General features: G+C 71.1%; 22 protein-coding genes and 2 pseudogenes. 16 read left to right on the top strand and 8 right to left on the bottom strand.

Features of this window, described 5'->3' with window-relative positions; translation table 11 throughout:
- Positions 1–69: 69 nt before the first annotated feature.
- Together ACPCHZ_RS12250 and ACPCHZ_RS12245 are read left to right on the top strand one after the other, a co-directional pair.
- Positions 70–492: pseudogene (locus ACPCHZ_RS12250) on the top strand (hypothetical protein); the annotation flags it as partial.
- Positions 493–522: 30 nt separating this feature from the next.
- Positions 523–612 (top strand): annotated as a pseudogene (locus ACPCHZ_RS12245) (hypothetical protein); the annotation flags it as partial.
- 22 nt (positions 613–634) lie between these two features.
- Here the strand turns inward: ACPCHZ_RS12245 and ACPCHZ_RS12240 are convergent.
- Positions 635–2191 (bottom strand): aldehyde dehydrogenase family protein, encoded by a 1557-nt coding sequence (locus tag ACPCHZ_RS12240; RefSeq protein ID WP_423484994.1) that lies wholly within the window; start codon positions 2189–2191, stop codon positions 635–637.
- A gap of 42 nt (positions 2192–2233) precedes the next feature.
- On the opposite strand from ACPCHZ_RS12240, the gene ACPCHZ_RS12235 reads away from it, so the two are divergent.
- Positions 2234–2713, top strand: a complete 480-nt coding sequence (locus tag ACPCHZ_RS12235; protein ID WP_364972041.1) for an Lrp/AsnC family transcriptional regulator — start codon at positions 2234–2236, stop codon at positions 2711–2713.
- A gap of 9 nt (positions 2714–2722) precedes the next feature.
- Here the strand turns inward: ACPCHZ_RS12235 and ACPCHZ_RS12230 are convergent, their stop codons facing one another.
- Both ACPCHZ_RS12230 and ACPCHZ_RS12225 read right to left on the bottom strand, forming a co-directional pair.
- Positions 2723–2971, bottom strand: coding sequence for a hypothetical protein (locus tag ACPCHZ_RS12230; RefSeq protein WP_423484993.1), 249 nt, complete (start codon positions 2969–2971; stop codon positions 2723–2725).
- 88 nt (positions 2972–3059) lie between these two features.
- Positions 3060–7385 (bottom strand): cation-translocating P-type ATPase, encoded by a 4326-nt coding sequence (locus ACPCHZ_RS12225; protein ID WP_423484992.1) that lies wholly within the window; start codon positions 7383–7385, stop codon positions 3060–3062.
- Between the two features lie 104 nt (positions 7386–7489).
- Between ACPCHZ_RS12225 and lat the strand changes: the two genes are divergently transcribed.
- Positions 7490–8830, top strand: a complete 1341-nt coding sequence (gene lat / locus ACPCHZ_RS12220) for an L-lysine 6-transaminase (protein WP_423484991.1) — start codon at positions 7490–7492, stop codon at positions 8828–8830.
- Here the strand turns inward: lat and ACPCHZ_RS12215 are convergent.
- Entirely contained in the window at positions 8808–9350 is a 543-nt protein-coding gene (locus ACPCHZ_RS12215; protein WP_423484990.1) for a restriction endonuclease, read from the bottom strand. The genes lat and ACPCHZ_RS12215 overlap by 23 nt on opposite strands.
- A 164-nt stretch (positions 9351–9514) precedes the next feature.
- On the opposite strand from ACPCHZ_RS12215, the gene ACPCHZ_RS12210 reads away from it, so the two are divergent.
- On the top strand, positions 9515–9796 hold the full coding sequence (locus ACPCHZ_RS12210) for a hypothetical protein (protein WP_423484989.1): 282 nt from the start codon (positions 9515–9517) through the stop codon (positions 9794–9796).
- Between the two features lie 17 nt (positions 9797–9813).
- On the opposite strand, the gene ACPCHZ_RS12205 is transcribed toward ACPCHZ_RS12210, so the two are convergent.
- Both ACPCHZ_RS12205 and ACPCHZ_RS12200 read right to left on the bottom strand, forming a co-directional pair.
- The gene (locus tag ACPCHZ_RS12205) at positions 9814–12525 is read right to left on the bottom strand and encodes a molybdopterin-dependent oxidoreductase (protein WP_423484988.1); all 2712 of its coding nucleotides are present in this window, start codon (positions 12523–12525) and stop codon (positions 9814–9816) included.
- A complete protein-coding gene (locus tag ACPCHZ_RS12200; RefSeq protein ID WP_423484987.1) occupies positions 12522–13355 on the bottom strand; it encodes an FAD binding domain-containing protein in 834 nt (277 codons plus the stop codon). Before ACPCHZ_RS12200 ends, ACPCHZ_RS12205 begins: the two co-directional genes overlap by 4 nt.
- A 130-nt stretch (positions 13356–13485) precedes the next feature.
- On the opposite strand from ACPCHZ_RS12200, the gene ACPCHZ_RS12195 reads away from it, so the two are divergent.
- The 3 genes from ACPCHZ_RS12195 to usfY are packed head-to-tail and all read left to right on the top strand — an operon-like array spanning position 13486 to position 14922.
- Positions 13486–14157 carry a PAS and ANTAR domain-containing protein gene (locus ACPCHZ_RS12195; RefSeq protein ID WP_364972026.1) on the top strand — a complete coding sequence of 224 codons (672 nt, stop codon included), beginning with the start codon at positions 13486–13488 and terminating at the stop codon, positions 14155–14157.
- Positions 14158–14193: 36 nt separating this feature from the next.
- A complete protein-coding gene (locus tag ACPCHZ_RS12190; RefSeq protein ID WP_364972023.1) occupies positions 14194–14559 on the top strand; it encodes a hypothetical protein in 366 nt (121 codons plus the stop codon).
- A 54-nt stretch (positions 14560–14613) separates the two neighbouring features.
- Entirely contained in the window at positions 14614–14922 is a 309-nt protein-coding gene (gene usfY, locus ACPCHZ_RS12185; protein WP_364972020.1) for a protein UsfY, read from the top strand.
- A 61-nt stretch (positions 14923–14983) separates the two neighbouring features.
- Here the strand turns inward: usfY and ACPCHZ_RS12180 are convergent, their stop codons facing one another.
- Both ACPCHZ_RS12180 and ACPCHZ_RS12175 read right to left on the bottom strand, forming a co-directional pair.
- Positions 14984–15220, bottom strand: coding sequence for a CsbD family protein (locus ACPCHZ_RS12180; RefSeq protein WP_269893937.1), 237 nt, complete (start codon positions 15218–15220; stop codon positions 14984–14986).
- Positions 15221–15348: 128 nt separating this feature from the next.
- Entirely contained in the window at positions 15349–16227 is an 879-nt protein-coding gene (locus tag ACPCHZ_RS12175) for an SDR family oxidoreductase (protein WP_423484986.1), read from the bottom strand.
- 139 nt (positions 16228–16366) lie between these two features.
- Between ACPCHZ_RS12175 and ACPCHZ_RS12170 the strand changes: the two genes are divergently transcribed.
- The 8 genes from ACPCHZ_RS12170 (at position 16367) to rfaE2 (ending at position 25796) form a co-directional block, all read left to right on the top strand.
- Complete coding sequence (locus ACPCHZ_RS12170; RefSeq protein WP_423484985.1) at positions 16367–17332, top strand: glycosyltransferase; 966 nt, start codon at positions 16367–16369, stop codon at positions 17330–17332.
- A 19-nt stretch (positions 17333–17351) separates the two neighbouring features.
- A complete protein-coding gene (locus tag ACPCHZ_RS12165) occupies positions 17352–18584 on the top strand; it encodes a glycosyltransferase (protein WP_423484984.1) in 1233 nt (410 codons plus the stop codon).
- A gap of 102 nt (positions 18585–18686) precedes the next feature.
- Positions 18687–19679, top strand: a complete 993-nt coding sequence (locus tag ACPCHZ_RS12160; protein ID WP_423485368.1) for an NAD-dependent epimerase/dehydratase family protein — start codon at positions 18687–18689, stop codon at positions 19677–19679.
- A gap of 8 nt (positions 19680–19687) precedes the next feature.
- Complete coding sequence (locus tag ACPCHZ_RS12155) at positions 19688–21343, top strand: carbamoyltransferase (protein WP_423484983.1); 1656 nt, start codon at positions 19688–19690, stop codon at positions 21341–21343.
- Complete coding sequence (locus ACPCHZ_RS12150) at positions 21340–22836, top strand: HAD-IIIA family hydrolase (protein ID WP_423484982.1); 1497 nt, start codon at positions 21340–21342, stop codon at positions 22834–22836. The genes ACPCHZ_RS12155 and ACPCHZ_RS12150 overlap by 4 nt, the downstream gene beginning before the upstream one ends.
- Positions 22833–23849: a glycosyltransferase family 9 protein gene (locus tag ACPCHZ_RS12145; RefSeq protein WP_423484981.1), complete on the top strand. Its 1017-nt coding sequence runs from the start codon at positions 22833–22835 to the stop codon at positions 23847–23849. Before ACPCHZ_RS12150 ends, ACPCHZ_RS12145 begins: the two co-directional genes overlap by 4 nt.
- A complete protein-coding gene (locus ACPCHZ_RS12140) occupies positions 23846–24415 on the top strand; it encodes a D-sedoheptulose-7-phosphate isomerase (RefSeq protein ID WP_423484980.1) in 570 nt (189 codons plus the stop codon). The genes ACPCHZ_RS12145 and ACPCHZ_RS12140 overlap by 4 nt, the downstream gene beginning before the upstream one ends.
- Positions 24408–25796: a D-glycero-beta-D-manno-heptose 1-phosphate adenylyltransferase gene (rfaE2, locus tag ACPCHZ_RS12135; RefSeq protein ID WP_423484979.1), complete on the top strand. Its 1389-nt coding sequence runs from the start codon at positions 24408–24410 to the stop codon at positions 25794–25796. Before ACPCHZ_RS12140 ends, rfaE2 begins: the two co-directional genes overlap by 8 nt.
- Positions 25797–25805 lie beyond the last annotated feature (9 nt).

The raw sequence follows: 25805 nt of genomic DNA, 5'->3' as shown, positions 1-25805 counted from the left end.
CAGTCTGGTCGGTTACCGGTCTCGCGATGCGGGTACTCCTCGTCTTCAACGATGAGGCAGGTGATCAGCATGGACATCGTCCGCAGCGCGGCGCGGTTCGTCGCCGGGACGGCGAATGCTGCCACGGCCGCGGCCGGCGCGGTGAGCGGCGCCGCGATCAACGGCATCGTGGGCGGCGTCACCGGTACCGCCGCCGGAATCCGCAACGGGCTCAAAGACGGCTCCCACTCCACACCCGCAGCGTTGCTGACGTTCGGCGCAGTCGGCGCCGCCGGGCTGGTCGAGTGGCCGGTGCTGGTGACCGTCGGTGGTGCTGCGCTGGTGGCACGCCGGATTGGCCGGCGGGGGAGTGCGCCGCCGCCGTCGCCGGCTCCCGCGGTTCGTGTGCTCGCGCCGGTGCCCGACCCGGCTCCGGTCAAGCAGACTGCCGCACCGGCGAGGACCGCACCGGCCGCGAAGAAGACCGCCGCCAGGAAGACTCCCGCGAAGAAGACTGCCGCGAAGAAGACCGCCACCAAGAAGGCCCCCGCGAAGAAGGCGACCGCGAAGAAGGCCCCCGCGAAGAAGGCCCCCGCGAAGAAGACTGCCGCCAAGAAGGCACCCGCGAAGAAGCGCAGTTAGCCCCACCCCATGGTCAGCCGAAGTGCACACCCTGGGCGAGCGGCAGCTCCGACGAGTAGTTGACCGTGTTGGTGGCCCGGCGCATGTAGGCCTTCCAGGAGTCCGACCCGGATTCGCGGCCGCCGCCCGTCTGCTTCTCGCCGCCGAACGCCCCGCCGATCTCGGCGCCCGAGGTGCCGATGTTGACGTTGGCGATGCCGCAGTCCGAGCCGTCGGCGGCCAGGAACCGCTCGGCCTCCCGCACGTCGAGGGTGAAGATGGCCGACGAAAGCCCCTGTGGCACAGCATTGTTCAACTCGATCGCCTCATCGAGCCCGTCGTAGGTGAGTACGTAGAGGATCGGCGCGAAGGTCTCGTTGTGCACCAGATCGGTCTGCGCGGGCATCCGCACCACGGCTGGCGTGACGTAGAACGAGGTGTCGCCCGAGTCGCCGTCGAACATGCACCGCTCACCGCCGAACACCTCGCCGCCGTCGGCGCGGGCCTGCTCGAGGGCTCCGACCATGTCCCGGTACGCGGTTTCGTGGATCAGCGGCCCCACCAAAGTGCCGTCGGCACCCGGATCGCCCACCGGCAACTGGCGATACGCGGCGACGATGCGGTCGACGAGCTCGTCGGCCACCGACCGGTGCACGATCAGTCTGCGCATCGTCGTGCACCGCTGGCCCGCCGTCCCGGCCGCCGAGAACACGATCGCGCGGACGGCGAGATCCAGGTCGGCCGACGGCGTCACGATCGCGGCGTTGTTGCCGCCGAGCTCCAGCAGCACCTTGCCGAACCGTTGGGCGACCCGCGGTCCGACCTCGCGGCCCATGCGCACCGAGCCGGTCGCCGAGACCAGGGCGACCCGAGGATCGTCGATGAGCCGCTCGCCGACCTCGCGGCCGCCCAGCACCAGCCGGCTGACCGCAGGGGGCGCGCCGACGTCGTCGGCGGCGCGCTCGATCAGGGCCTGGCACGCGACGGCCGTCAGCGGGGTCAGCTCGGACGGCTTCCACACGACGGTGTCGCCGCACACCAGCGCCACGGCGGTGTTCCACGCCCACACGGCGACGGGAAAGTTGAATGCGGTGACCACGCCGACCACTCCGAGCGGGTGCCACGTCTCCATCAGCCGGTGGCCGGGCCGCTCCGAGGCGATGGTGCGGCCGTAGAGCTGGCGCGACAATCCCACCGCGAACTGGCAGATGTCGATCATCTCCTGCACCTCGCCCAGGGCCTCCGAGCGGATCTTGCCCGCTTCCAGGGTGACCAGGGCGGCGAGGTCGGACTTGTGCTCGACGAGGAGTTCACCGAGCCGCGCCACCAGGGCGCCGCGCACCGGGGCAGGCGTGGTGCGCCACACCGTGAACGCCTGCGCCGCCTCGGCGATGGCCACGTCGGTCTCCGGGCCCGTGGTCTCGGTGACGGTGCCGAGCACCTCGCCGGTGATCGGCGTGCTCGCCGGCATGCCGGGTCCACCGGCTTCGCCGAGCTCGACGCGGGAGCCGATGGCGCGCAACGCGTCCGCCACCCGGCCGCGCAGTTCGGCGGCGGTCGGCAGCGGCGCCGTGGTGGTCGTGGTGGTCATGATGTCCCTTCTTCCCGGGGTGTGGAGCGATACAGTGCGGCCATGGTCGATGCCGACGAACATCCGCACCGGTCGGCGCCGCTCGACGAGATCGACCGGATCCTGGCCCGCGAGCTGGTGGCCGACGGGCGGGCCACGCTGGCCCATCTCGCGGCGAGCGCGGGCCTGTCGGTCTCCGCCGTGCAGTCACGCGTGCGCAGGCTCGAGTCCCGTGGCGTCGTCACCGGGTACCAGGCCCGGCTGAACCCGGAGGCGGTCGGCCACCAACTGTCCGCGTTCGTCGCCATCACCCCTCTCGATCCGTCCCAACCCGATGATGCGCCCACCCGGCTCGAGCACATAGCGGCCATCGAGTCCTGCCATTCGGTGGCCGGCGACGAGAGCTACATGCTGCTGGTGCGGGTCGGCTCGGCGCGGGCGCTCGAAGACCTGCTCCAGGAGATCCGCACCGCGGCGAACGTTCGCACTCGAAGCACGATCATCTTACAGACATTTTACGACGGACGGCAAAGCGTGCCGTAATTATTCCTGTCACGTGGCCTGATCGTCTGATTTATCCGCAGGTCGGCCGGTGATCAGCGCATGGCCCGCGCCGATCGCCACCGCCACCGGCCACTCCACGAGTTCCACCGCCACCAGCGCCGCCAGGGCGCCGTAGAAGGCCAACTGGTCGGGGCGCGGGAACGGCACCCGGCCGAGCACCGGCAGCTGGAGCGCGAAGCGGTTCGCGCCTGCGACGCGGCGGGCGGTCTCCCGATGGGAATCCCGATTCTCGGTCACCTGTTCGTCACCTTCCGTTGTCCGGTGTGTGGCGTGTCCCTCACCGGAGCGGCGATCGCGGCCTCTACCTTGCGAAGTCATGGGCAACCTACTTGCCGGCCTCGGACAGGACGCGCTCCTCGGCGGCGCGGTCCGGGTCCTCACCCCTCCGCTGTGCGACCTCTACGCCCTGCTCGTGCGTGCCGGCGTGGTCGTCATCGAGGACGACTGAGCCGACGCCGGTGACGCGGGCGAGCACGCCGGGAGCCACCGCGGACGCCGCCGTGGCCGCCAGTGCGGCCGTGAAAGCCTGACCCCACGCGACCGGGCCGACCGGTGTGCAGCCGAACAGGTGACTGATCCCCGGCACGCTGATCACCCCGATCATCACCGCGAACGTACCGACATTCGTGGCCACCACCAGCGGTGCGCGCGAATCGATCAGGGTCTGCAACATCTGCGTGGACACCAGCCCGATCAGGGCGGCGGTCGCGGCGCGGCGCTGGGTCCCGGTGACCCTGGCCATCAGCCACGCCGCGGTGGCGCCGCCGGTGGTGGCCGCGCCGCGGATGGCGATGGCACGCCACATCGCGTCCTCGTCGCGGTCGGCCCGCCCGTTCTCGGTCTGTTGACTGACCGCCAGTGCGGCGGCCGGGAGCGCATCGGTGAGCATGTTGACCAGCAGCATCTGCCGGGCGTTGAGCACCGATCGGCCGGTGAGAAGGGAACTGATCAGCGCGAAGCACACCTCACCGGCGTTGCCGCCCAACAACACCGACACCGCCGACTGCACGCGCCGCCACAGCTGGTTGCCCTCGTCGATGGCGTCGAGCAGCGCCTCGATGTGCCCGTCGAGCAGCATCACGTCCGCGGCGGTGCGGGCCGGATCGCTGCCCCGGGACGCCACCCCGACGCCCACACTGGCCGCCCGGATCGCCGCGGCGTCGTTCGCGCCGTCGCCGACCATCGCGGTCACCAGGTCGATGCGCTCGAGCGCCTGCACCACGTCGATCTTGTGTTCCGGCGACATCCGGGCGAACACCACGCGGTGTGCCACCGCGTCGGCGCGCTCCTCGGCCGACATGTTCTCCCACGCGTCGCCGGTCACGACGTCGTCCGGGTCGACGTCGAGTCCGAGGTCGTTGGCCACCACCGCCGCGGTGACGGGGTGGTCACCGGTGAGCAGGCGCACGCCGATGTCACGCTGGTCGAGCTGCGCCAGCAGTTCGCGGGCCGCGGGCCGCAGGGTGTCCGCCAGGCCGACCACACCGAGCGGCCGCAGGTTGCAGCCGCACACGCGCTCTAACGTGTCGGGATCCGCGGCCGCCGCGCGGGCCTCGTCGTCGCTCAGGTCGCACTCGGCGACGGCGAGCACGCGCAGCCCGTCGGCGGTCATCTCGTCGAGCAGCCGCGACATCTCCGCGTCGTCGGTGGCGAGTCCGGACAGGATCCGCTCGGGCGCACCCTTGATGGTCAGCCGGGTGCCGGTGAGCGCCGCGGCGAACGGACGGCCGGACTGGAAGGGGAGCACCGCGTCGGGCACGGCACTGCCGTCCACACCCGCCGCACGCAGGATGGCGTCGTCGGTGGCGTGTTCTGTGCGCTGACCGTTCTTGACGACGATGGTGGCCGCCGCGCCGGCGAGCACGTCGTCCTCGGTGCGTCCCTCGACGGCGCGAAGGGCCTTGACCTGCAACCGGTTCTCACTGAGGGTGCCGGTCTTGTCGAAGCACACCACCTTCACCCGAGCCATCGCCTCGATCGAGTGCGGGTTGCGGATGAGCACCGACTCTCCGGAGAGCCTGCGTGCGGCGGCCAGCTGTGCCAGCGTCGCGACCAGCGGCAGCCCCTCGGGGACGGCGGCGACCACCACTCCGACCGCGCTGGACACCGACTCCCGCAGCGGCGTGCGGCGGAGCATGCTCAACACCGCAACCAGGGCGCCGCCGCCGAGGCTCCAGGGCAGCGCGCGGCCGGTGATGTGGCGCAGCTGGGCCTGCAGCCCGATCTCACGCGATGTCGACGGCGCCATCGCCATGGCGCGTTGCATCTCCGACGCGGACCCGACCGCGGTGACGATGCCGACGGCCGTGCCCGCGACCACGGTCGAACCGCCGAACAGCATGCCCGCACGCTCGGCCAGCGGCGCCCCGGGCGTCGCACCGGTCTGCTTGGTCACCGGCAGGGACTCCCCGGTCAGCGACGACTCGTCGACTTCGACATTGATGGCCTCGATGACCCTGGCATCGGCGGGAACGACTTCGCCGGAACGGATCTCGATGATGTCGCCGGGCTGCAGCCGCTTGGCGGGCACCTCCTCCTCGGCGCCGTCTGCGGTGCGGCGGCGCGCCGGCGGGTCCTGCACGGCGAGCAGACGGCGCAGCACGCGCTCGGCGTGCACCTGCTGTTCGGCCGACAGCGCCGCGTTGCCCAGCAGCACGCTGCTGACGAGGGCGGCGTCGAAGGGGGAGCCGAGCAAGGCGCTCGCCATCGCGCCGGTCAGCAGGATCGGTGTCAGCGGATCGGACAGGTTGGTGCGCATCGCGCCGACGAAATCTGCTGCCAGCCGCCATGTTCCGGTGGCCGCGGCACGTAGTGGCTTCGGCACCGGGATGCCTGAGCCCTCGCCGGCATCGGAGTCGGTGGGCTGGGGCAGTAGCTCGCGCACCTCGTCGACGGGCAGCGCATGCCAGTCGTGGCCCGGTTCGGGGTTGGGCAGCGCGTCCGACATCACCCGGTTGCCTGCGGCGTAGCCCGACAGCAGCCCGGCCATCGCGCTGGCATGGACCGAGACCGGGCCACGGCCGGGTACGCCGGGGATCAGCATCAGCGCACCCAGCGACGAGCCCGACAGTGACAGTCGAACGCCCTTGTCGCTGGCATCGCGGGCGGCGGGCAGCGCGTGCAGCAGCCGCCACACCCCGGTGAGGTCGTCGACGAGGAGGTCGGCGCTCCACACCGGCGGCTTCCCGTCGCGCAGCACGCCGACGGTGACGTCCGCGCCGTGGGGTGTCGTCATGTCGGCGATGGTGAGCAGAGCGACGGTGGCGCCGTCGGCCTTGGCCGCCGACACGGCATCGGCGAGTGCATCGTCGATCGACTCCTCCACCGGCTGCAGATGATCGAAACCCTGTGCCAGGGAGCGCAATCCGTCGTCGGCGATGGACACCACCCGCGGCCTGGACCGGCGTGCCTCGGCCACCACCGCCGCCGCGTGCGGATCACGGACATGACTGACGAGCACCTCGCCGTCGTCGCCTGCGTCCGGTATGTCGGCGACAGGATGCCATCCGGCGTCGAGCCTTCCGCCGGCCAGGGCCCGGCGCGCGGCGTCCCACGCGCGGCCACGGTCGGCGTCGGTGACGCCCCGCACCCGGCTGACCATGAGCTCGTCGGTGTGCAGTGCGCGCGGATCGACGACCACGGTGTCGATCCGATCCAGGGTGCGCAGCGCCCGCGGATGAAGCACCAGTCCGCCGTGGCGCGCGGTGAGTCCGCGGCTCAGGGCGCAGGCGAATGCCTCCCTCGTCGTGCGCACGGCCTTGGGCGCGGCCACCACCGCGGCCTCGCCTGCGGTCGCGAGGCTGCCGGACAGCAGACCCAGCGCCACGCCCGCTGCGGTGCCCACGACGGCGGACCGGTCGGCGTAGTGGTCGGCGCGGCCTTCGCCCGGTGCGACGCGGCTCGTCGGCGGGCGGTCGTGACCTGCGTGCCGGGCCAGTCGCGGCTCGTGTCGGCGCCAGGCCAACCGGTCGTTCCACGCCTCGGCGGCCAGCATCGTGCGTTGGGCGGACTCCGCGGCGGCCGACACCGGCGAGACGGCAAGGGCCGCGGCGGCGGCGTGGACGGTGGCGAAGAACAGGTCGGTGCCGTCGGGGCCGAGTCGGCCTTCGACCTGCTTGCGCAGCCGCGGCATGTGGTCGGCGAGGGTCGGAAGGGCGGACACCACGTCGGGGAGCCCGCGCAGCCGCAGCGCGGTGCCGGTCACCGAAAGGCCGAGGCTCGCCAGCGCGACCGCGGCCCCCGCTGTGCGCGCGGCCAGCACCGCATCGTCGCCGGGCAGGTTCACCGGCCGGCTGCGGCGCGTGCCGGAGTCCGCGGCCCGCTCGGCCGCGTCGACGGCACGCAACAGCGCGGGCAGCGACGGTCCGTCCTCGTCGATGCTCACCACAATGCGCGAGACGGTCGTGTTGAGCGACGCCGACCGCACGCCGGTCATGCCCTTGACCGCCCGGACGACCTCTGCGGCAACGGCCTTGCCGTGTGGCCCGCCGAGTCCTCGCACCTCGACCCAGCAGCGGCCGCCGCGGCCCTGGCAGCGACGGGCGGGCGGGCCGCCGACGGCCTCGAGGGCCACGGCGGCGGCGGTGCGACTCAACGTCTCGGCGGCGCGGAGCGGAGCGGTCAGCAGTCCGTAGCCGGGAGGTTTGAGCATCCACTGTCGGTACCCGCTCATTCCATGCGCCACACGCGCGCGTCAATAGGAAGACTTGCGGTTACCGGTGCAAAGGGACGGAAATATTACGATACGATGCCCGCATGACCGACTTGATGATGCGCCCCGGCCTCGCAGCCGACGACGTCCGTGACGTGCTCGGCCGCAGCCTGCTCACCGACGGTCTGGACTTCGTCCTCGACCTAGAGCGTTCCCGCGGGGCGTGCCTGGTCGACGCCCGCAACGGGGACCGGTATCTCGACATGTTCACGTTCTTCGCGTCGTCGGCGCTGGGGATGAACCACCCGGCCCTGGCCGACGACGACGCGTTCCGCGCCGAACTCGCGGCGGCCGCCGTGAACAAGCCGAGCAACTCCGACGTGTACACCGTCCCGATGGCCCGCTTCGTCGACACGTTCGCCCGGGTGCTCGGCGATCCGGCGCTGCCGCACCTGTTCTTCGTCGACGGCGGGGCACTGGCCGTCGAGAACGCCTTGAAGGTGGCCTTCGACTGGAAGAGCAGGCACAACGAGGCGCACGGGATCGACCCGGCGCTCGGGACGCGGGTGCTGCACCTGCGCGGGGCGTTCCACGGTCGCAGCGGATACACGTTGTCGCTGACGAACACCGACCCGAACAAGGTGGCGCGGTTCCCGAAGTTCGACTGGCCGCGAATCGACGCACCGTGTCTGCGACCGGGTCTGGACGACGACGCCATGACCGCGCTCGAGGCCGAGTCGCTGCAGCAGGCCCGCGCCGCCTTCGACGCGCATCCGCACGACGTCGCGTGTTTCCTCGCCGAACCCATTCAGGGGGAGGGCGGTGACCGGCACTTCCGGCCGCAGTTCTTCGCGGCGATGCGCGATCTGTGCGACGAGCACGACGCGCTGCTGATCTTCGACGAGGTGCAGACCGGTTGCGGGATGACCGGAACCGCTTGGGCCTACCAGCAACTGGGCGTGGCACCGGATGTGGTGGCCTTCGGCAAGAAGACCCAGGTGTGCGGAGTGATGGCCGGCCGTCGGGTCGACGAGGTCGCCGACAACGTGTTCCGGGTCGGCTCGCGGATCAACTCGACGTGGGGCGGCAACCTCACCGACATGGTGCGCGCCCGCCGCATCCTCGAGGTGATCGAGTCCGACGACCTGATGGCACGCGCAGGCAAGGCCGGCAGGTATCTCTGCGACGGACTCGACCGGTTGGCCGCCGACTTCCCGGGGCTGGTCGGCGACGTCCGCGGCCGCGGATTGATGTGCGCGTTCAGCCTCCCGTCGGCCGCGCAGCGCGACGCGCTGATCGCGCGGCTGTGGGAGCTGCGGGTGATCATGCTCGCCAGCGGAGCCGACTCCGTGCGGTTCCGGCCGCCGTTGACCGTGACGCGCGACGAGATCGACGCCGCGCTCGCGGCGGTGCGCACCGCGCTCAGCTCGTCGCGCGCCGGATGATGGAGCGCAGCCGGGGCAGCTCGTCGCGGCCGACCAGTTCGCAGCCGTGCCGTTCGGCGAGTCGCCGTGCGGCAGGCGTGAAGTCGTGGTTGGTGACCACCATCGTCCGGACGCAGTCCTGCATGGGTGCGCCGGCCACCACCTCCTGAACGGCGGCGGTGCCCACCGGCCTCGCCTGGCGCTTGCACTGGATGGCCAGCCGGTTGGGCCGGTGTCCGACGATGATGTCGACGCCCCAGTCGCCGGTGATCGCGGTCATGATCACCGGCATCCCACAGGACCTTGCGATCCGCGCGATGTGGTCCTCGAACTCGGTGCCCGACATCGCCGCCGCCGGATCCTCCCGCGGCCCCGGTGTGCCCACCCCGGCGATCGCGCCGCGCAGGAAGTGCGCGGCGGCCACCGCGACCACAGGTGCGGCAACTCCTGCGGCGAGGCACCACACCGGATCGAGGCCCCACAGAAAGGAGGCCACGCCCGCGACGGCGGCGAGCAGCACGAACCACTTGACGCGCGCCACGGCGCAATCGTAGAAGCGGACGCCGACAACTACCTCGGCGATGCGCGCTGCCACGCTGATTCAGGTAGTCGACTACTCGCGCTCCGTTCTCGCGACGGCCCTACGGTCACGGTGTTCATCGATGGCGCGGCAAACATGTCGGGCCCATATTGAAGGAGTCTGCGATGGTCACTGCAATCGAGAACGTGATGAGACAACTGCCCGCCCCCGCCCAACGGCGAGATGCGAATGTCGCCTGCCTGGTGGGTTTCCTGTTCGGCGGTATCGGACTCGCCATCTACCTCCGGACAGTCATCGACCTGCTACTTCCGCTCGGCATCGGGCTGCTGCTGTTCGCCGTTTACCCCGGCGGAGCAAGCGTTCTCGCCGGCGCTGTGATCGCTGCCCTGTACGGCTATTTCCGGGTCAAGATCGCCAACGAAGCGCCGTCGCCGAGCCCACATTGAGGCGCGGCCGACTACTGCTAGCCGCCGCCCTCGTGGAGCGCCCGCCACACCCGGGCCGGGGTCATCGGCAGCTGGTGCGGCCGTACGCCGCAGGCCCTGGCGATCGCATTGGCCAGCGCCGGGGCCACCGGGTTGTACGGTGACTCGCTCATCGACTTGGCGCCCCGCGGACCGAGCACGTCGTAGGTGTCGGCGAAGTAGACCTCGGTCACCGGCACGTCGGCCAGCTGAGGGATGTGGTAGTTGCGCAGCTCCCTGGTGAGCACCGTCCCGTCCGGGCCGACGTGCATCTCCTCGTACAGTGCGGAGCCGATGGCCTGTGCCACACCGCCTTCCACCTGCCCGCGGCACTGCTCGGGGTTGAGCACGACGCCGGCGTCGGCCGTCTGGATCGACTGCAGGATCCGCACCCGCCCGGTCTCGACGTCGACCGCCACCCGGAACGCCTGCACGTTGAACGCCACCGACCGTGGCGTGCCGTCGTGCCTGCCGTAGCCGGCGGTGTTGCCGCCGAGGCCGGCGAAGGACACGAAGCGCTCGCCGCACTGCACACCCGACGCGGTGAGCGTGCACGCCGACACGTCGGCGCCGGTGCGGTCGGCCGCATCGGCCAGCACCGCGGCCCGCAGCTCGCGGCACGCGTCGAGCACCGCGCGGCCGGCCACCACCGTCCCGGCCGAACCGAATGCGCCGGTGTCGTAACGGGTGCTGTCGGTGTCGGACTGGCGCAACCGCACCCGGTCGGCGGTGGTGTTCATCTCGTCGGCCACCAACTGGGTGTGCACGGTGGACGTGCCGTTGCCGAACTCGGCGGTGCCCACGCTCAACGTGTACATCCCGTCGGTGTCCACGCTCAGCGCCGCCTCGGCGAAGTGGCCCCGCGGTGGGATGGTGGCGATCATCGCCACCGCCATGCCCTCGCCGACCCGCCACTGGGCGCCCGGAGGCGGCGCCACTCCGTTGCCCGCCGCCAGCGCGGCCTGCGCGAGGTCGAGGCACTGGTCGAGTCCGTAGCTGCCGAACGTCAGGTCGTCGTGCGCGGAGGTCGCGTCGACGAAGGGGTCCCCGGGCACCACCACGTTGCGCCGGCGCAGGTCGAACGGGTCGACGCCGAGCCGCTGAGCCAGCTCGTCGAGCGCCGACTCGATGGCGAAGATCAGCTGTCCCAGGCCGTATCCGCGGAACGCCCCCGACGGCAGGTTGTTGGTGTAGACGGCCTGGGCGTCGACTCTCTTGTTCGCGCAGCGGTACACGGCCACCGACTCGCTGCACCCGTGGAACAGCACGCCGATGCTGTGGTTGCCGTAGGCGCCTGCGTCGCTGAGCACGTCGACGGCCAGGGCCGTGAGCACGCCGTCGGCTCGCGCTGCGACCGTCGCCTCGATCCGGAAAGGATGCCGGCAGGGCGCCATGGTGAATTCGTCGGTCCTGCTGAACTCGAAGCGCACCGGCCTGCCCAGCCGGAGCACCGCCAGCGCCACCAGGTCCTCGACGAGCATCTCCTGCTTGCCACCGAATCCGCCGCCCACCCTGCCGGTGACCACGTGCACCTGCTCGCGGGCCAACCCGAAGACGCGGCACAGTTCGTCGCGCACCAGGAACGGCACCTGCGAACTGGTTCTGATCACCAGCCGGCCCCGGTCGTCGGTCCACCCGGTGCAGCCGTGGGTCTCCAGGTGCGCGTGCTGCACGCGTTGCGTCGTCCACCGGCCGCGCACCACCGCGCCGCCACCGGCGAGCGCCTCGGCCACGCCGGCCTCGACGTCGCCTGCGCCGCCGTGAAATTCCGCGACGGTGTTGCGCGCCGGGTCGGCGATACGCGAATCGGCGCCCTTGTCCCCGTGCACCAGCGGCGCGCCCGCAGTCCTGGCCTCGTCCGGATCGAACACGGCGGGCAGCTCCCGGTACTCCACGGCGATCAGCCGGCAGGCCTGCTCGGCGATCCCGGGGCTGTCGGCCACCACCGCGGCGACCCGCTGGCCGACGAAGCGGACGGTGTCGTCGAGCACCCGGGTGTCGTCGGGGTCGTCGAGTCGGTTCTCGTGGCGGGCGGTGGAGAACGCGACCGGCGGACTGTCGCGGTGGGTGAGCACCAGGTGCACGCCAGGCAGCGCCGCGGCCGCGGTGGTGTCGATCGCCTCGATGCGGGCGTGCGGCACCGGGCTCGTCAGCACCGCGATGTGCAGCAGTCCCGCCGGGGTGACATCCATGGTGTAGCGCTCGGTGCCGGTGACGACCCCGATGGCCGCAGGCGCACCGATCGACCGGCCGGTGTCACCGTGGCCTGCCGACTTGTCGGTGTTGACACGACCCACCAGGGCGTCGGTGATCGCGCGGTAGCCGGTGCACCGGCACAGGTTGCCCTTCAGATGCTGCGGCAGGTCCGCCATCTGCTCCTCGGTGAGGGCGGCGGCGGTGGTGACCATCCCCGCGGTGCAGAAGCCGCACTGGAATCCGGCCGCCTCGACGAAGCGGCGCTGCATCGGGTGCAGGTCACCGGGGGTGCCGAGACCCGCCACCGTGGTCACGCGCCTGCCCGCGGCCCGGAACGCCGGCACCACGCAGGAGTGCACCGGCGCGCCGTCGAGCAGCACCGAGCAGGCTCCGCAGTCCCCGGCGTCGCAGCCCTTCTTGACCTCGACGCGGCCGTGCTCCCGCAGCAGCGTCCGCAGACACTGGCCCGGCCGGGGGTCGGCCTCCAGCGCGTCGCCGTTGATTTCGAACCTCATGCCAGCTCCGCGCAGACCTGACCGGCCAGCAGGAGCGCCATCGCGCGCCGCCAGTCCGGATCGCCGTGCGCGTCGCGGGTCCACGCCGTGTCCGGAATGCCGGCGTGCGCCGTCCTCAGCGAGTCGGGATCAGGCACATCGTCGAACCGGAACACGTACGGGCGCACGGTGGCGGCGGTGACCGACAGCACGAACGCCCCACCGTCGGGGCCGGCATCGCGGCGGCCGATCACCACCACGCCGGAGCGGCCCAGCGGCGCGGCGGCGAGTTTGCGGAAGGCAGTGCGGGCACGCAGCGCCGCGGCGGGCAGATGCACCGACCTGAGCACGTCGCCGACGGCCAGCGCCGTGCTGCCTGCACCGATCACCAGTTCGCCGACGGAGATGCGGTAGTCGTGGCCGCCTGCGCGCCACACCGTCGCCACACCGTCGAGCGCGGTGGCCAGCGAGATAATCGCGCCGGCGGGCAGGCCGAGGCAGATGTTGCCACCGATTGTCGCCGCGCCCCAGATCTTGAACGACGCCAGCAGCGCGCTGCAGCACTGGTGCAGCAACGGCGCCGCAGACCAGTCCGGCCTGTCCGCCGCCAGCCGCGCGCTCAGCGCCGACACCTCGGCGACCGTGCACGTCGCCGCGAGCTCGACACCCGTGTCACCCACGGTGATCGACGGCCAGCCCAGTGCCGTCACGTCGACCAGGCGGCGCACCTGGGGCTGCGGTTCGGAGAACAACCAGGTACCGCCGGCCAAAACCGCATCGCCGAGGCCGAGCGGCCACAGCCCATCGCGGTCGGTGGGGAAGTCGACCACCCCGACGGTGTTGAGGTCCACTCATCGACGGTAGTCACGCACCACACCGTCCGCATGCCGACCGGGCAAGTGATCCATATCCACAAAACGATGCGCATTCTGGCTGTCGGAACGAATTTCCCGGTCCACACCGAGCGATAATCTGCAGGTCATGACCGATCAGCTGGCCGACGGCGACGGGAGGATGGCCCCACTCGAGCACGCTTTCGCGAGCGGGCAGTCGCAGCGGGTCGGCTGGTTCCGGTTCTACTTCGACGACGAACGTTGGGAATGGTCGCCCCAGGTCGAGCGGATGCACGGTTACGAGCCCGGCACCGCGGAGCCGACCACCGCGCTCGTGCTGTCGCACAAGCACCCCGACGACTACCGGGAGGTTGCGGCCACCCTCGACGAGATCCGGCGGACCGCGGGCGCGTTCAGTACGCGGCACCGCATCATCGACACGCACGGGGAGGTGCATCACGTCGTGGTGGTGGGCGACCACCTGCACGGCGAGTTCGGTGCGGTGATCGGCACCCACGGCTTCTACGTCGACGTCACCCCGTCACACAACGAGGGCATCACCGAAGCGGTGGCGGAGATCGCCGAGGCCCGCGGCGCGATCGAACAGACCAAGGGCATGCTCATGGTGGTCTACCGGATCACCGCCGAGTCGGCGTTCGAGCTGCTGAAGTGGCGTTCCCAGGAGACCAACGTCAAGCTGCGGACGCTGTCGGAGCAGATCGCCGAGGACTTCCTCGCGCTGCAGTACGACGAGACGCTGCCGGCGCGCGGTGAATACGACCGATTGTTGCTGACGGCACACCTGCGCGTGCGGTCCTGAGGTTTATCCCGTCGCTGGTCAGGGAATATCCCCGGCGTGTTGCAGAACCCCAACGAGCTGCGTTCGGCTGAGGCCGGTGTTCGTGACGCCCTGCGCTTCGCGCTCGTCGTCGCGGTGGCCGCAGCAGGGTTTCTGGCCGTCGCCGCCGTCTGGGTGAGCACCTGCAGCGGCTCGGTGGCCGACGCCCTGGCCTGCGGAGCCCCGCAACGCACCATGCTCGCCATGGGCGCGCCGGCCATCCTGCTGCTCGGCGGGCTGCGAGCATTCGTGCGCACATATCAGAGCTGGCGGCGCAACGAGGCGTCGTGGGCCTGGCAGGGCGCCGGGTGGGTCCTGCTCACGCTGATGCTGCTCGTGCTCACCACCAGCACGCCGGCCCTTGCCGGACCGGTGTTCGGCTGACGAAACGGCCCGCCACCTCGCGTGCCGTCACCGCATTCGATTGAAGGAGTCACCATGAAGAGCCCTGAGGACCCCGTCGACCACGCACGGACCACCCGTCCGCATGCCGGCGAGACGATGAAGGACACCAAGAACCTGCCGGCACTCATCCTGCTCGGCATCGCGATGGCCGCGTTCGTGGGGGCGCTGGCCGCGACCGCCAGCGGCCATGGTGACGTCGGCGTGATCCTGGGCTCCATCTCGGCGGTCGTGTTCGTCGTCTCCGGCGTCTGGTTCCTCGTCGAGCACCGCCGGGTGCGGGGGATCGAGGAGCGCTGGCATGCCGAGCACCCCGACACCTCGCGGCAGACCCCCAGCAGCTAGGGCTGACCGCACGCACAAAAGAGGCCCAGCCGATCGGCTGGGCCTCTTTCGTGTGTCCGTTCTACTGCTCGGACTTCTGCCGTTCTTCGGCTGTCTTGGCGCCTGCGCGGGCCGACTCTGCTTCGGCTTCCTTCTTCGCGGCGTCCTGCTGTGCGTCCGCCTTGTCCTGCTGGGCCTTGCCCTCGCGGACCATGTCGTCACGTCCGGTGACGGTACCGACCGTTTCCTTGGCCTTACCCTTCACGTCCTCGACGACGCCCTTGATGCCTTCTTCGGGACCACTGTTCTTCTCGGTCATACTCACCTTCCGACTTGATCGTGAGTGTTCACGACGGGGCACGTCCCCACGGACGCAGTGTTCCCGAGGACCGCTGCGGGTAAACCCGTCGCGCCTGCTGGTCGGCTGTGCGGGCGCTGACCACTGCGTCAGCCCGGAAGCGTCTCGCCACCGATCGGGGCGAGCACCTCGCCGCTGTAGTACGACGACATCGTGCCGGACGCGAAGAACACGTACGACGGCGCGATCTCGTCGGGTTGCGCCGCCCGGCCGAATGGCGTCTGTTCACCGAAGGATTCGGTCTTCTCGGCATCCATCGTGGCCGGGATCAGCGGTGTCCACACCGGACCGGGCGCCACACAGTTGACTCGAATCCTGCGATCCGCCAACGACTGTGCGAGCGAGTAGGTGAGCGCGAGGATCGCGCCCTTGGTCGCCGAGTAGTCGATCAGTGTCTTGTTGCCGCGCAGGCCGTTGATCGATCCGGTGTTGATGACGGCGCCGCCGTCGGGCAAATGCGCGAGCGCCGCCTTGGTCACCCGGAAATAACTGTCGATGTTGACCGAGAAGGTGCGCCGCCACTGCTCGTCGCTGATATCGGTGAAGTCCTCGGTGGGATTTTGATACGCGACGTTGTTCACCAGGATGTCGAGGCCGCCGAACTCATCGACGGTGCGGGACACCACATCCCGACAGTGCTGGGCGTCACCGAGATCGCCGGGCAGCAGCACGCTTCGCCGGCCCGCCGCCTCCACCAGCGACACCGTATGGCGGGCGTCGTCGTCCTCGTCGAGATAGGCGATGGCGACGTCCGCGCCCTCCTTGGCGAACGCTGCAGCGACGGCGCGGCCGATGCCGGAATCGCCTCCGGTGATCAGCGCCCGCTTGCCGGCGAGCAGGTCGCGGCCGACGTAGTCGCGCATCTCGTCGCGCGGCGCCCGGTCCATGTCCGCCGTCCGGCCGGGATAGGCGATGACGCCTTCGGGTTCAGTCACGTGTTCTCCTCGCGTCGGGGCGTCGATGTCCATGCGTCGGGTATCCGTCCCCAGCTGGTCGAAACGACCTGTCGCGCCGATGAAATCCACTTTGCGAACCCGGCCCGGTCGCTTTGCGAAATCTCTAACGTTCGACGTTTATGGCCCTGAGGGGTCGGATAACCGTCGCCGCATGACCGACCGTGCGCGTGTGCTGCTCGTCTGGCACGTGCACGGATCGTGGACCCAATCGCTGGTGGCCGGTCCGCACCGCTACCTGATACCCGTCAGCCCCGCCAAGGACGCCGACGGCAAGGGCCTGCTCGGCCGCAATTGGCCGCGTGCGCAGGAAGTTCCGCTCGACGAGCTGGGTGACCGCGACGTCGACCTGGTGGTCCTGCAGCGGCCGGAGGAAGTCGACCTCGCGGCGCGCTGGTTGGGCCGCCAGCCGGGCGTCGACGTACCCGCGGTGTACGTCGAGCACAACGCGCCGCGGCCCTCGGCGGTCGACAGCGTGCACCCGATGGCCGACCGCTCCGACATCCCCGTCGTCCACGTCACCGACTTCAACCAGCTGATGTGGGACAGCGGCCGCGCCCCGACGCGGGTCATCGACCACGGCATCGCCGATCTCGGCGCGCTGTACAGCGGGGAGATCCCCGCCGCGGCGACGATGATCAACGAACCGCTGCGGCGGTGGCGCACGGTGGGCGCGGACCTGCTGCCCGAACTCGGCGCGCACGCGCCCGTCGACGTGTGGGGCATCGACACCTGCGCGCTGGACGACAAGCGGTGGCCCGGCGTCCGCGGCATGGGCGACGTGCCCACCGCGACGCTCCTGCCCGAGGTCGCACGCCGTCGGGTCTACGTGCACACCGCCCGCTGGACGTCGCTGGGGTTGTCGCTGGTGGAGGCGATGTACCTCGGCATGCCGGTGGTGGCGGTGGCCTCGACGATGGCGCCACTGGTGGTGCCTGCCGAGGCGGGAGTGGTGAGTGCGGACGTCAAGACGCTGGCGTACGCGTTGGAGGGCTTCGTCACCGATCTGCCCGCGGCCACCGCGGCGGGTAAGGCGGCCCGTGATTTCGCGGCGGCGCACTTCGCGCTCGATCGCTTCCTCGCCGACTGGGATGCCCTGGTCGACGAGGTCTGTGCGTGATCTCGAAGGAGGACCTGCGATGAAGATCGCGATGGTTTCCGAACATGCCAGCCCGCTGGCCGCGCTCGGCGGCGTGGATGCAGGCGGTCAGAACGTCCACGTCGCGGCGTTGTCGGCGGCGCTGTTCCGCCGCGGGCACGAGGTGACCGTCTACACCCGTCGCGACGACCCGCATCTGCCGGAACGGGTCGAGACGCCGCAGGGCTACACCGTCGTGCACGTGCCCGCCGGTCCGCCGGAACGGCTGCCCAAGGACGAGTTGCTGGCCCACATGGGCCCGTTCGCGCAGTACCTCGACGAGCAGTGGTCGGCCGACCGGCCCGACGTGGTGCACGCCCATTTCTGGATGTCGGGCATCGCCACCCAGCTGGCCGCCCGCCACCTCGATCTGCCCGCCGTGCAGACCTTCCACGCGCTCGGGGTGGTCAAGCGCAGACACCAGGGTGTCAAGGACACCAGCCCGCAGGATCGGCTCAAGCTCGAGGCGATGGTGGCGCGTACCGCCACCTGGGTGGCCGCCACCTGTACCGACGAGGTATTCGAACTGATGCGGCTGGGCCGGGCGCGGTCCCGCATCTCGGTGGTGCCCTGCGGTGTGGACCTCGACCTGTTCACCCCGGATGGGCCCCGCGCCGAGAAGGGCGCGAAGCACCGCATCGTCAGTGTCGGCAGGTTCGTCCCGCGCAAGGGATTCGACGTGGTGGTGCGTGCGCTGCCTGCGATCGCGGACACCGAACTGGTGATCGTCGGCGGCCCGGATGTGGCCGGCCTCGACGCCGATCCCGAGGCGCGTCGACTGCGTCAGCTCGCCGTCGAACTCGGGGTCGCCGATCGGGTGCACTTCCACGGCGCCGTGGCACGTGAGGCCATGCCTGCCCTGCTGCGGTCGGCCGACGTGGTGGCGTGCACCCCGTGGTACGAGCCATTCGGCATCGTGCCGCTCGAGGCGATGGCCTGCGGCATCCCGGTGGTGGCCTCGGCGGTGGGCGGGATGCTCGACACGATCGTGCACGACGTCACCGGCCGGCTGGTGCAGCCCAAGCGTCCCGGCGAGGTGGCCGATGCGGTGAATCACCTTCTGCACGACGATTTCCTGCGGCAGAGTTTCGGCGCAGCGGGACGCGACCGGGCCAGGGCGCGCTACTCCTGGGACCGCATCGCCGGCGACACCCTGCGCATCTACGATCGGCTCATCCCGGCGCCTGCGATGCCGGTCACCGTTCCGACCACCTCGAGCGTGTCGTCCGGATGACCGCCTCGGCCGCCTTCCAGCATCGCCAGCGACTCTTCGACGTGGGCGGGCGGCCGGGTGCAAACGGCGTTTCCAAGATCAAACCGGGGGTACCTGCGCATGATGCGTGAACTGAAGAGGGTCGTGGTGCTCGGTGGAGCCGGTTTCGTCGGCGGCCATCTCTGCGAACGCCTGCTGGCCGAGGGGACCGAGGTCACTTGCGTCGACGACCTGTCGACGAGCGCACACGATGCGGAAAAGCTGCTGCTGGACCGGCCCGGTTACCGGTTCGTGCAGGCAGACATCAACGAGCCGCTGACCGTGCCGGCCGCGGCCGTCGACACGGTGTTCCATCTCGCCTCCCCGGCGTCGCCCGCCGACTACCTGCGGCTGCCGGTGCACACACTGCGCACCGGCGCGATCGGAACGGCGAACGCGCTGGACTTCGCCGGGCGGTGCGGGGCGCGGCTGGTGCTCGCCTCGACCAGCGAGGTCTACGGCGACCCCCTCGAGCATCCTCAAGCCGAAACCTACTGGGGGAACGTCAATCCGATCGGTCCCCGCAGCGTCTACGACGAGGCGAAGCGGTTCGCCGAGGCGTTGACGTTCGCCTACCGGCGTGACCGCGGATCAGACGTCGGGGTGGCACGCATCTTCAACACCTACGGACCGCGCATGCGTCCTGACGACGGCAGGATGGTGCCGACGTTCTGCCGCCAGTCACTGGCCGGCGAACCGATCACGGTCACCGGCAGCGGCTGTCAGACCCGCTCGCTGTGCTACGTCGACGACACCGTGGCCGGACTGATCGCACTCGCCCGTTCGGACCACGCAGGCCCGTTCAACATCGGCAACTCCCATGAACTGTCGGTGCTGCACATCGCCGAACTCATCCGCGACCTCGCCGGTGACGAATCGCAGATCCACTTCCTGCCCGCCGTCGAGGACGACCCGCAGCGGCGATGCCCTGACATCACCGCCGCCGAGGACAGGCTGGGCTGGCGACCGCAGGTGGGCCACCGGGACGGCCTGGCCCGCACCGTCGAGTGGTTCCGTCGGCAGAAAACAGATGCCATCGACGGATCCGTTGTCCTGCAGTCAGGTTCGAGAGTCTAGAGGAGCTCGTGCGTATCCTTGGAATCAACGCGGTGTTCCACGATCCCGCAGCGGCCCTGGTGGTGGACGGACAGATCGTCGCGGCCGCCGAGGAGGAACGCTTCTCCCGACGCAAGCACGGCAAGCAGGCGGTGCCGTTCTCGACCTGGGAGCTGCCGGTGCAGTCGGCGCGCTGGTGCCTGCAGCAGGCCGGGCTCACCCCTGCCGACCTCGACGCCGTCGGGTACTCCTACGACCCCCGCCTGATGGACGAGAGCACAACGGATCTCGCCGGTCTGGACCGCGACTGGGAATACCTTCGCACCCTCTACGCCGAGCGGGCGCCGCGCTTCCTGCAGAGCGCGCTGCCCGGTCTGGATCCGGGGATCGTGCGCTACGTACGCCACCACGTCGCCCACGCCGCCTCGAGCGCACTGGCGTCGCCGTACCCGGACTGCGCGGTGCTGGTGGTCGACGGTCGTGGCGAGCGGACGTCGATGCTGGCCGGCAGCTACCGCGACCAGAAGATCGATGTGCTGGCCACACAGGCGCTGCCGCATTCGCTCGGTCTGTTCTACGAGGAGCTCACCGAGCACCTCGGCTTCACCCGGTCCAGCGACGAGTACAAGGTGATGGCCATAGCGTCCTACGGGACGCCGCGCTTCGCCGACCGGTTCCGAGAACTGGTCTACGCCACCGGAGACGGCGGATTCCGCACCGAACCCGTCGACTGGGACTCGTTCACGCCTCGACGCCAGGCGGGCGCGGGCAAGGGCCATGCACTGGCCCGGCCCGAGCCCGAGCACGCCGACCTGGCGTGCAGCGTGCAGACCGTCGTGGAGGAGGTGTTGCTCGAGCTGACCGGCTGGCTGCGGGCCCGCACGGACAGCGACAGCCTCTGCCTCGCCGGCGGTGTTGCGCTGAACTGCGTGGCGAACTCGAAGATCTTTCAGCGCAGCGGGTTTCGCAACGTCTGGGTGCAGCCGGCCGCGGGGGACGCGGGCACCGCGCTGGGCGCGGCGCTGTCACTGGCCGGCGAGGCGGGTGAGCCGATCGCACCGATGCCGTCGGCGGCGCTGGGCCGGGGCTGGTCCGATGACGAGATCGAGGCCGTGCTCCGCGAGGCGGCGGTGCCGTTCGAGCGGCCCGCCGATGTCGCTGCGGCGGTGGGTGACGCCCTGGCGGACGACCTGCTGATCGGCTGGTTTCAGGGCCGCTCGGAGTTCGGGCCGCGGGCGCTGGGATCGCGCTCGCTGCTCGCCGACCCGCGCCGCATCGACAACCTGGAACGGCTCAACAACGTCAAGGGCCGCGAGCAGTTCCGTCCCGTCGCACCGATGGTGCTCACCGAGCGTGCGGCCGAGATCTTCTCCGGCGGGCCGATTCCCAGCCCGTACATGCTGTTCGTCCACGACGTCGCCGAGCAGTGGCGTGACCGGATTCCGGCCGTCACGCACGTCGACGGCACCGCCCGCATCCAGACCGTGGACCGCGATCAGCCGGTGCTGCACGCCACCATCAGCCGGTTCGCCGAGCGCACCGGGGTACCGGTGGTCGTCAACACCAGCTTCAACACCGCGGGCAGGCCGATGGTCGACAGTCCGCGCGACGCCCTCGAGTGCTTCGGCAGCTCGCCGATCGACGTGCTGGCGATCGGGCCCTTCCTGGTGCGGAGACCGCGGTGAGGAGCGACGACTTCGCCGTCGTGATCCCGACGATCGGCCGGCCGTCGGTGCACCGGCTGCTGGCCGAACTCGACGGGCAGACCGGTGCGAAGCCCACCGACATCGTGGTGGTGGACGACCGGCCGGACCCGCATCCGGCGTTGCATTTCGACGCCGCACTGCCGGTGACGGTGCTGCGCAGCGGCGGCCGCGGTCCCGCTGCCGCCCGCAACGTGGGCTGGCGCGGCACCAGGGCGCGCTGGATCTGCTTCGTCGACGACGACGTGCTGCCCCAATCCGACTGGTTCGAGCGCCTCGCCGAGGACCTGGCCGCCGCGGACGGCGAGGGCGCCGCGGGCTCGCAGGCCGTGATCGAGGTGCCCGCGACGCCGGGCCGTCGCGCCACCGACGACGAGAAGCGCACGCAGCGACTGGCGGACGCCCGCTGGATCACCGCCGACATGGCCTACCTGCGGTCCGCGCTCGTCGCCGTCGGTGGGTTCGACGACCGCTTTCCGCGGGCCTACCGCGAGGACTCGGACCTGGCGCTGCGCATCACCCAGCGCGGCGACACCATCGTCGTCGGCAGCAGGCGGTCCACCCATCCGGTGGCGCAGGCGACCCTGATGAGCAGCGTGCGCGCACAGATCGGCAATCGCGACAACGCCTTGATGCGCCGCAAGCACGGCCGGACCTGGCGGGTAGCCGTGGGGGAGGGCCGTGGACGGCTGCCGCTGCACGCCGCGACGACGGCCGCACTGGTGGGTGCGACCGGCGCGCTGCTCGGCCGCCGGTGGCGCACGGCGCGGTGGGCCGGTGCCGCGTGGGCCGCGCTGACCGCCGAGTTCGCGATCCGCCGCTTCTCGGCCGGACCGCGCACTCTGCCGGAAGCCGGCCGAATGGCGTTGACCAGCATACTGATTCCGCCGGTCGCCGTGGGGCACCGGCTGCGCGGCGAGTGGACGTTCCGCGGGGCGCGCCGGGATCCGCCGCTGGCGGTGCTGCTGGACCGCGATGACACGATCATCAAGGACGGCCCGTACCTCAACGATCCCGCCGGGGTGCGGCCGATGCCCGGTGCGGCGGCCGCGCTGGACCGGTTGCGCGACAAGGGACTGCTGCTCGCCGTCGTCACCAATCAGTCCGGGGTGGCCAAGGGGCTGATCAGCACGGAAGAGCTGGACGCCGTCAACGCCAGGGTGGACGCCGAGCTCGGGCCGTTCCACTCGTGGCAGGTCTGTGTCCACGACGCCGACGACGGCTGCGGCTGCCGCAAGCCGGCACCCGGCATGGTGCGCGCGGCGGCCGAGGCGCTGGGCGTGGATCCCGCGCGGTGCGTGATGATCGGCGACACCGGCGGTGACGTGGCGGCGGCTCTGTCCGCGGATGCCGACGCAGTGCTGGTGCCGACGCAGCGCACCCTGCCCCACGAGGTCGTCGAGGCCCGCTCGCGGGCCCGGGTGGCGCCCACCCTCGTCGACGCCGTCGACCTCGTCCTCCGGGACTGCCGATGAGCACCGCGCTGGTGGCCAGGCTGGACAGCGCCGGCGACGTGCTGATCACCGGTCCCGCGGTGCGCGCGGTGGCCGCGGCACACGACGCGGTGACGATGCTCTGCGGTCCGCGCGGACGGGCGGCCGCCGAACTGCTGCCCGGCCTCGACGAGATCGTCGAATGGCAGGCGCCGTGGGTGGACTTCGACTCGCCGGGACTGACGTCCGATCACGTCGAGTCGCTGGTGAAGCAGCTGCGCGACATCCGCCCGGACCGGGTGTTCGTGTTCACGTCGTTTCACCAGTCGCCGCTGCCGCTGGCGCTGATCTGCCGGATGGCGGCCGTGCCGTGGGTCGGCGCGATCTGCGAGGACTACCCGGGGACCCTGCTCGACCTGCGCCACCATGTGCCCGCGGGCATTCCGGAACCGGAACGGGCGCTGTCGCTGGCCCGCGCGGGCGGCTGCGAACTGCCCGCCGGGGACGACGGCGCCCTCATGGTCCGGCAGACGGAGTTGCCCGGCGACCTCGCCGCCGTCGTCGACGACGGGCCGTTCGTGGTGTTCCATCCCGGCGCCGCCGTGCCTGCCCGCCGGCCGTCGGCGAAACGCAGCGCAGGCATGGTGGCGGCGCTGCGGGCCGCCGGTCATCGTGTCGTGGTCACCGGAGACCCCGGGGAGCGTGAACTCACCGCTGCGGTGGCCGTCGCCGGCGCCACCGACCTCGGCGGGAGCACCACACTGGCCACCCTCGGCGCGGTGTATGCGCACGCCTCGGTCGTGGTCACACCCAACACCGGGCCTGCGCACCTGGCCGCCGCCGTCGGCGCTCCTGTGGTGTCACTCTTCGCGCCGGTCGTGCCCGCATCGCAGTGGAGCCCTTACGGCCGCAACGTGATCCGGCTCGGCGATCAGCAGGCGCCGTGCCGGCTGACCCGGGCCAGGACGTGTCCCGTGCCCGGGCACCCCTGTCTGGACGGCATCGCCGATGCCGACCTGCTGGCCGCCGTCGACAGACTGGGAGGTACGCCGTGATCGAGACACACATCTCCGCGCTGGCCGATGCCGTGGACCGCATCGGGGTCGAGGCGCCACGTGTCACTGCGTGGGGCCGCCACCTGGCCGGCGTGCTCACCGCCGGCGGCCGGTTGCTGGCATGCGGTAACGGAGGCAGCGCCGCGGAGGCGCAGCACCTCACCGCCGAGATCGTCGGCCGCTTCAAGGACGAGCGAATCCCGTTGTCGGCCATATCGTTGCATGCCGACACGTCGGCGCTCACCGCGATCGTCAACGACTACGGCATCGACGAGATGTTCGCCCGCGGCGTGCGGGCGCACGGCAGGCCAGGTGACGTCCTGGTGGCGTTGTCCACCAGCGGCACCAGTCCCAACGTCCTCGCCGCCGTCAAGGCGGCCCACGAGAACGGGCTCACCACCTGGGCGCTGGCGGGTCCCGCACCCAATCCACTGGCCGCCATGTGCGACGACGCGATCTGCGTCGAGGCGGGCACCACCGCCACCGTCCAGGAGATCCACCTGATGCTGGTGCACGGACTGTGCATCGCGCTGGACGCCGAACTGCTGGGGAGCAACCATGACTGAACCGGTGGTGATCGTGGGCGACTCGATGCTCGACGTCGACATCGAGGGCAGCGCAACCAGGCTCAGCCCGGAGGCGCCGGTACCGGTGGTCGACGCCGAGCGGGTGTGGCACCGCCCCGGCGGCGCCGGTCTCGCCGCCGTGCTGGCGGCCCGGGTGGATCGCGACGTGGTGTTGGTGACGCCGGTCGCCGACGACGCCGACGGACGCGCACTCACCGGCCTGCTCGACGCGGCCGGGGTCCGGGTGGTCGCCCTGCCCATGACGGGTAGCACCGTGTGCAAGACCAGGATCCGGGCCGGCGGCCAGTCGATGCTGCGCCTGGACCACGGTGACGGCGCGGCCGCAGGCGGTGACCTGCCCGCAGAGGTGGCCGAGGTGCTCGACCGCGCCCGGTCGATCTGCGTCGCCGACTACGGGCGCGGGGTGACCGCCCACCCCGGCATGCGGGAACTGCTGACGCGCGTCGCCGAACGCACTCCGGTGGTCTGGGATCCGCACCCGCGCGGCGCCGCACCGACCCAGGGCTGCTGGCTGGTCACCCCCAATCAGGCCGAGGCGGAACGTTTCTCCGAACGCGGTGACAGCGATGCGCACTCCGCCGAGCGGCTGCGGCAGCGGTGGCGGGCCGGTGCGGTCTGCGTGACCCTCGGCGCCGGTGGCGCCGTGCTGGCCACCGAGTCGGGCAGCACGCACGTGCCGGTGCCCGCCGCATCCGGTGCGACCACCGGCCGCCGCGACACCTGCGGTGCCGGCGACCGGTTCGCCATCGCGGCCACCGTCGCACTCGGCGCCGGTGACGTCGTGCCCACAGCCGTTGCGACCGCGGTCGAGGCGGCAAGCCGGTTCGTGGCCACCGGCGGCGCGGTCGGAGTGTCGAGCGCGGCGCCCGTCGGCGGGAACCACACCGGCACCGGCCATTCGAACGCCCTGACCGGCGACCTCGACGAGGTGCGCGACAGGCTGCGCCGCCGTGGCGGCACGCTGGTGGCCACCGGCGGATGCTTCGACCTGCTGCACACCGGCCACGTCCGGCTGCTGCACCAGGCCCGCCAACTCGGCGATGCGCTGGTGGTGCTGCTCAACTCGGACTCGTCGGTCCGGGAGCTGAAGGGGCAGCGCCGCCCGGTGATGGCCGAGCAGGACCGGGCCCGGGTGCTGTCGGCGCTGGCCTGTGTCGACGCCGTGGTGATCTTCGACGAGCACTCACCGGAGCGGGCCCTCGAGCGGCTGCGGCCCGACGTGTGGGTCAAGGGCGGCGACTACACCGAGAACGACCTGCCGGAGGCCGGCGTCGTGCGCAGACACGGCGGTGAGGTGGTGCTGCTGCCGACCGTCGCCGGCTACTCCTCGTCCAACCTGATCGCCGCGGCGCGATCCTGAGCAAGGGAA

Source organism: Mycobacterium sp. NPDC050041 (assembly GCF_049541695.1).
GTDB lineage: Bacteria > Actinomycetota > Actinomycetes > Mycobacteriales > Mycobacteriaceae > Mycobacterium.
The sequence above is the reverse complement of the archived record's forward strand: the minus strand, read 5'-3'. Positions and strand labels throughout refer to the sequence as shown.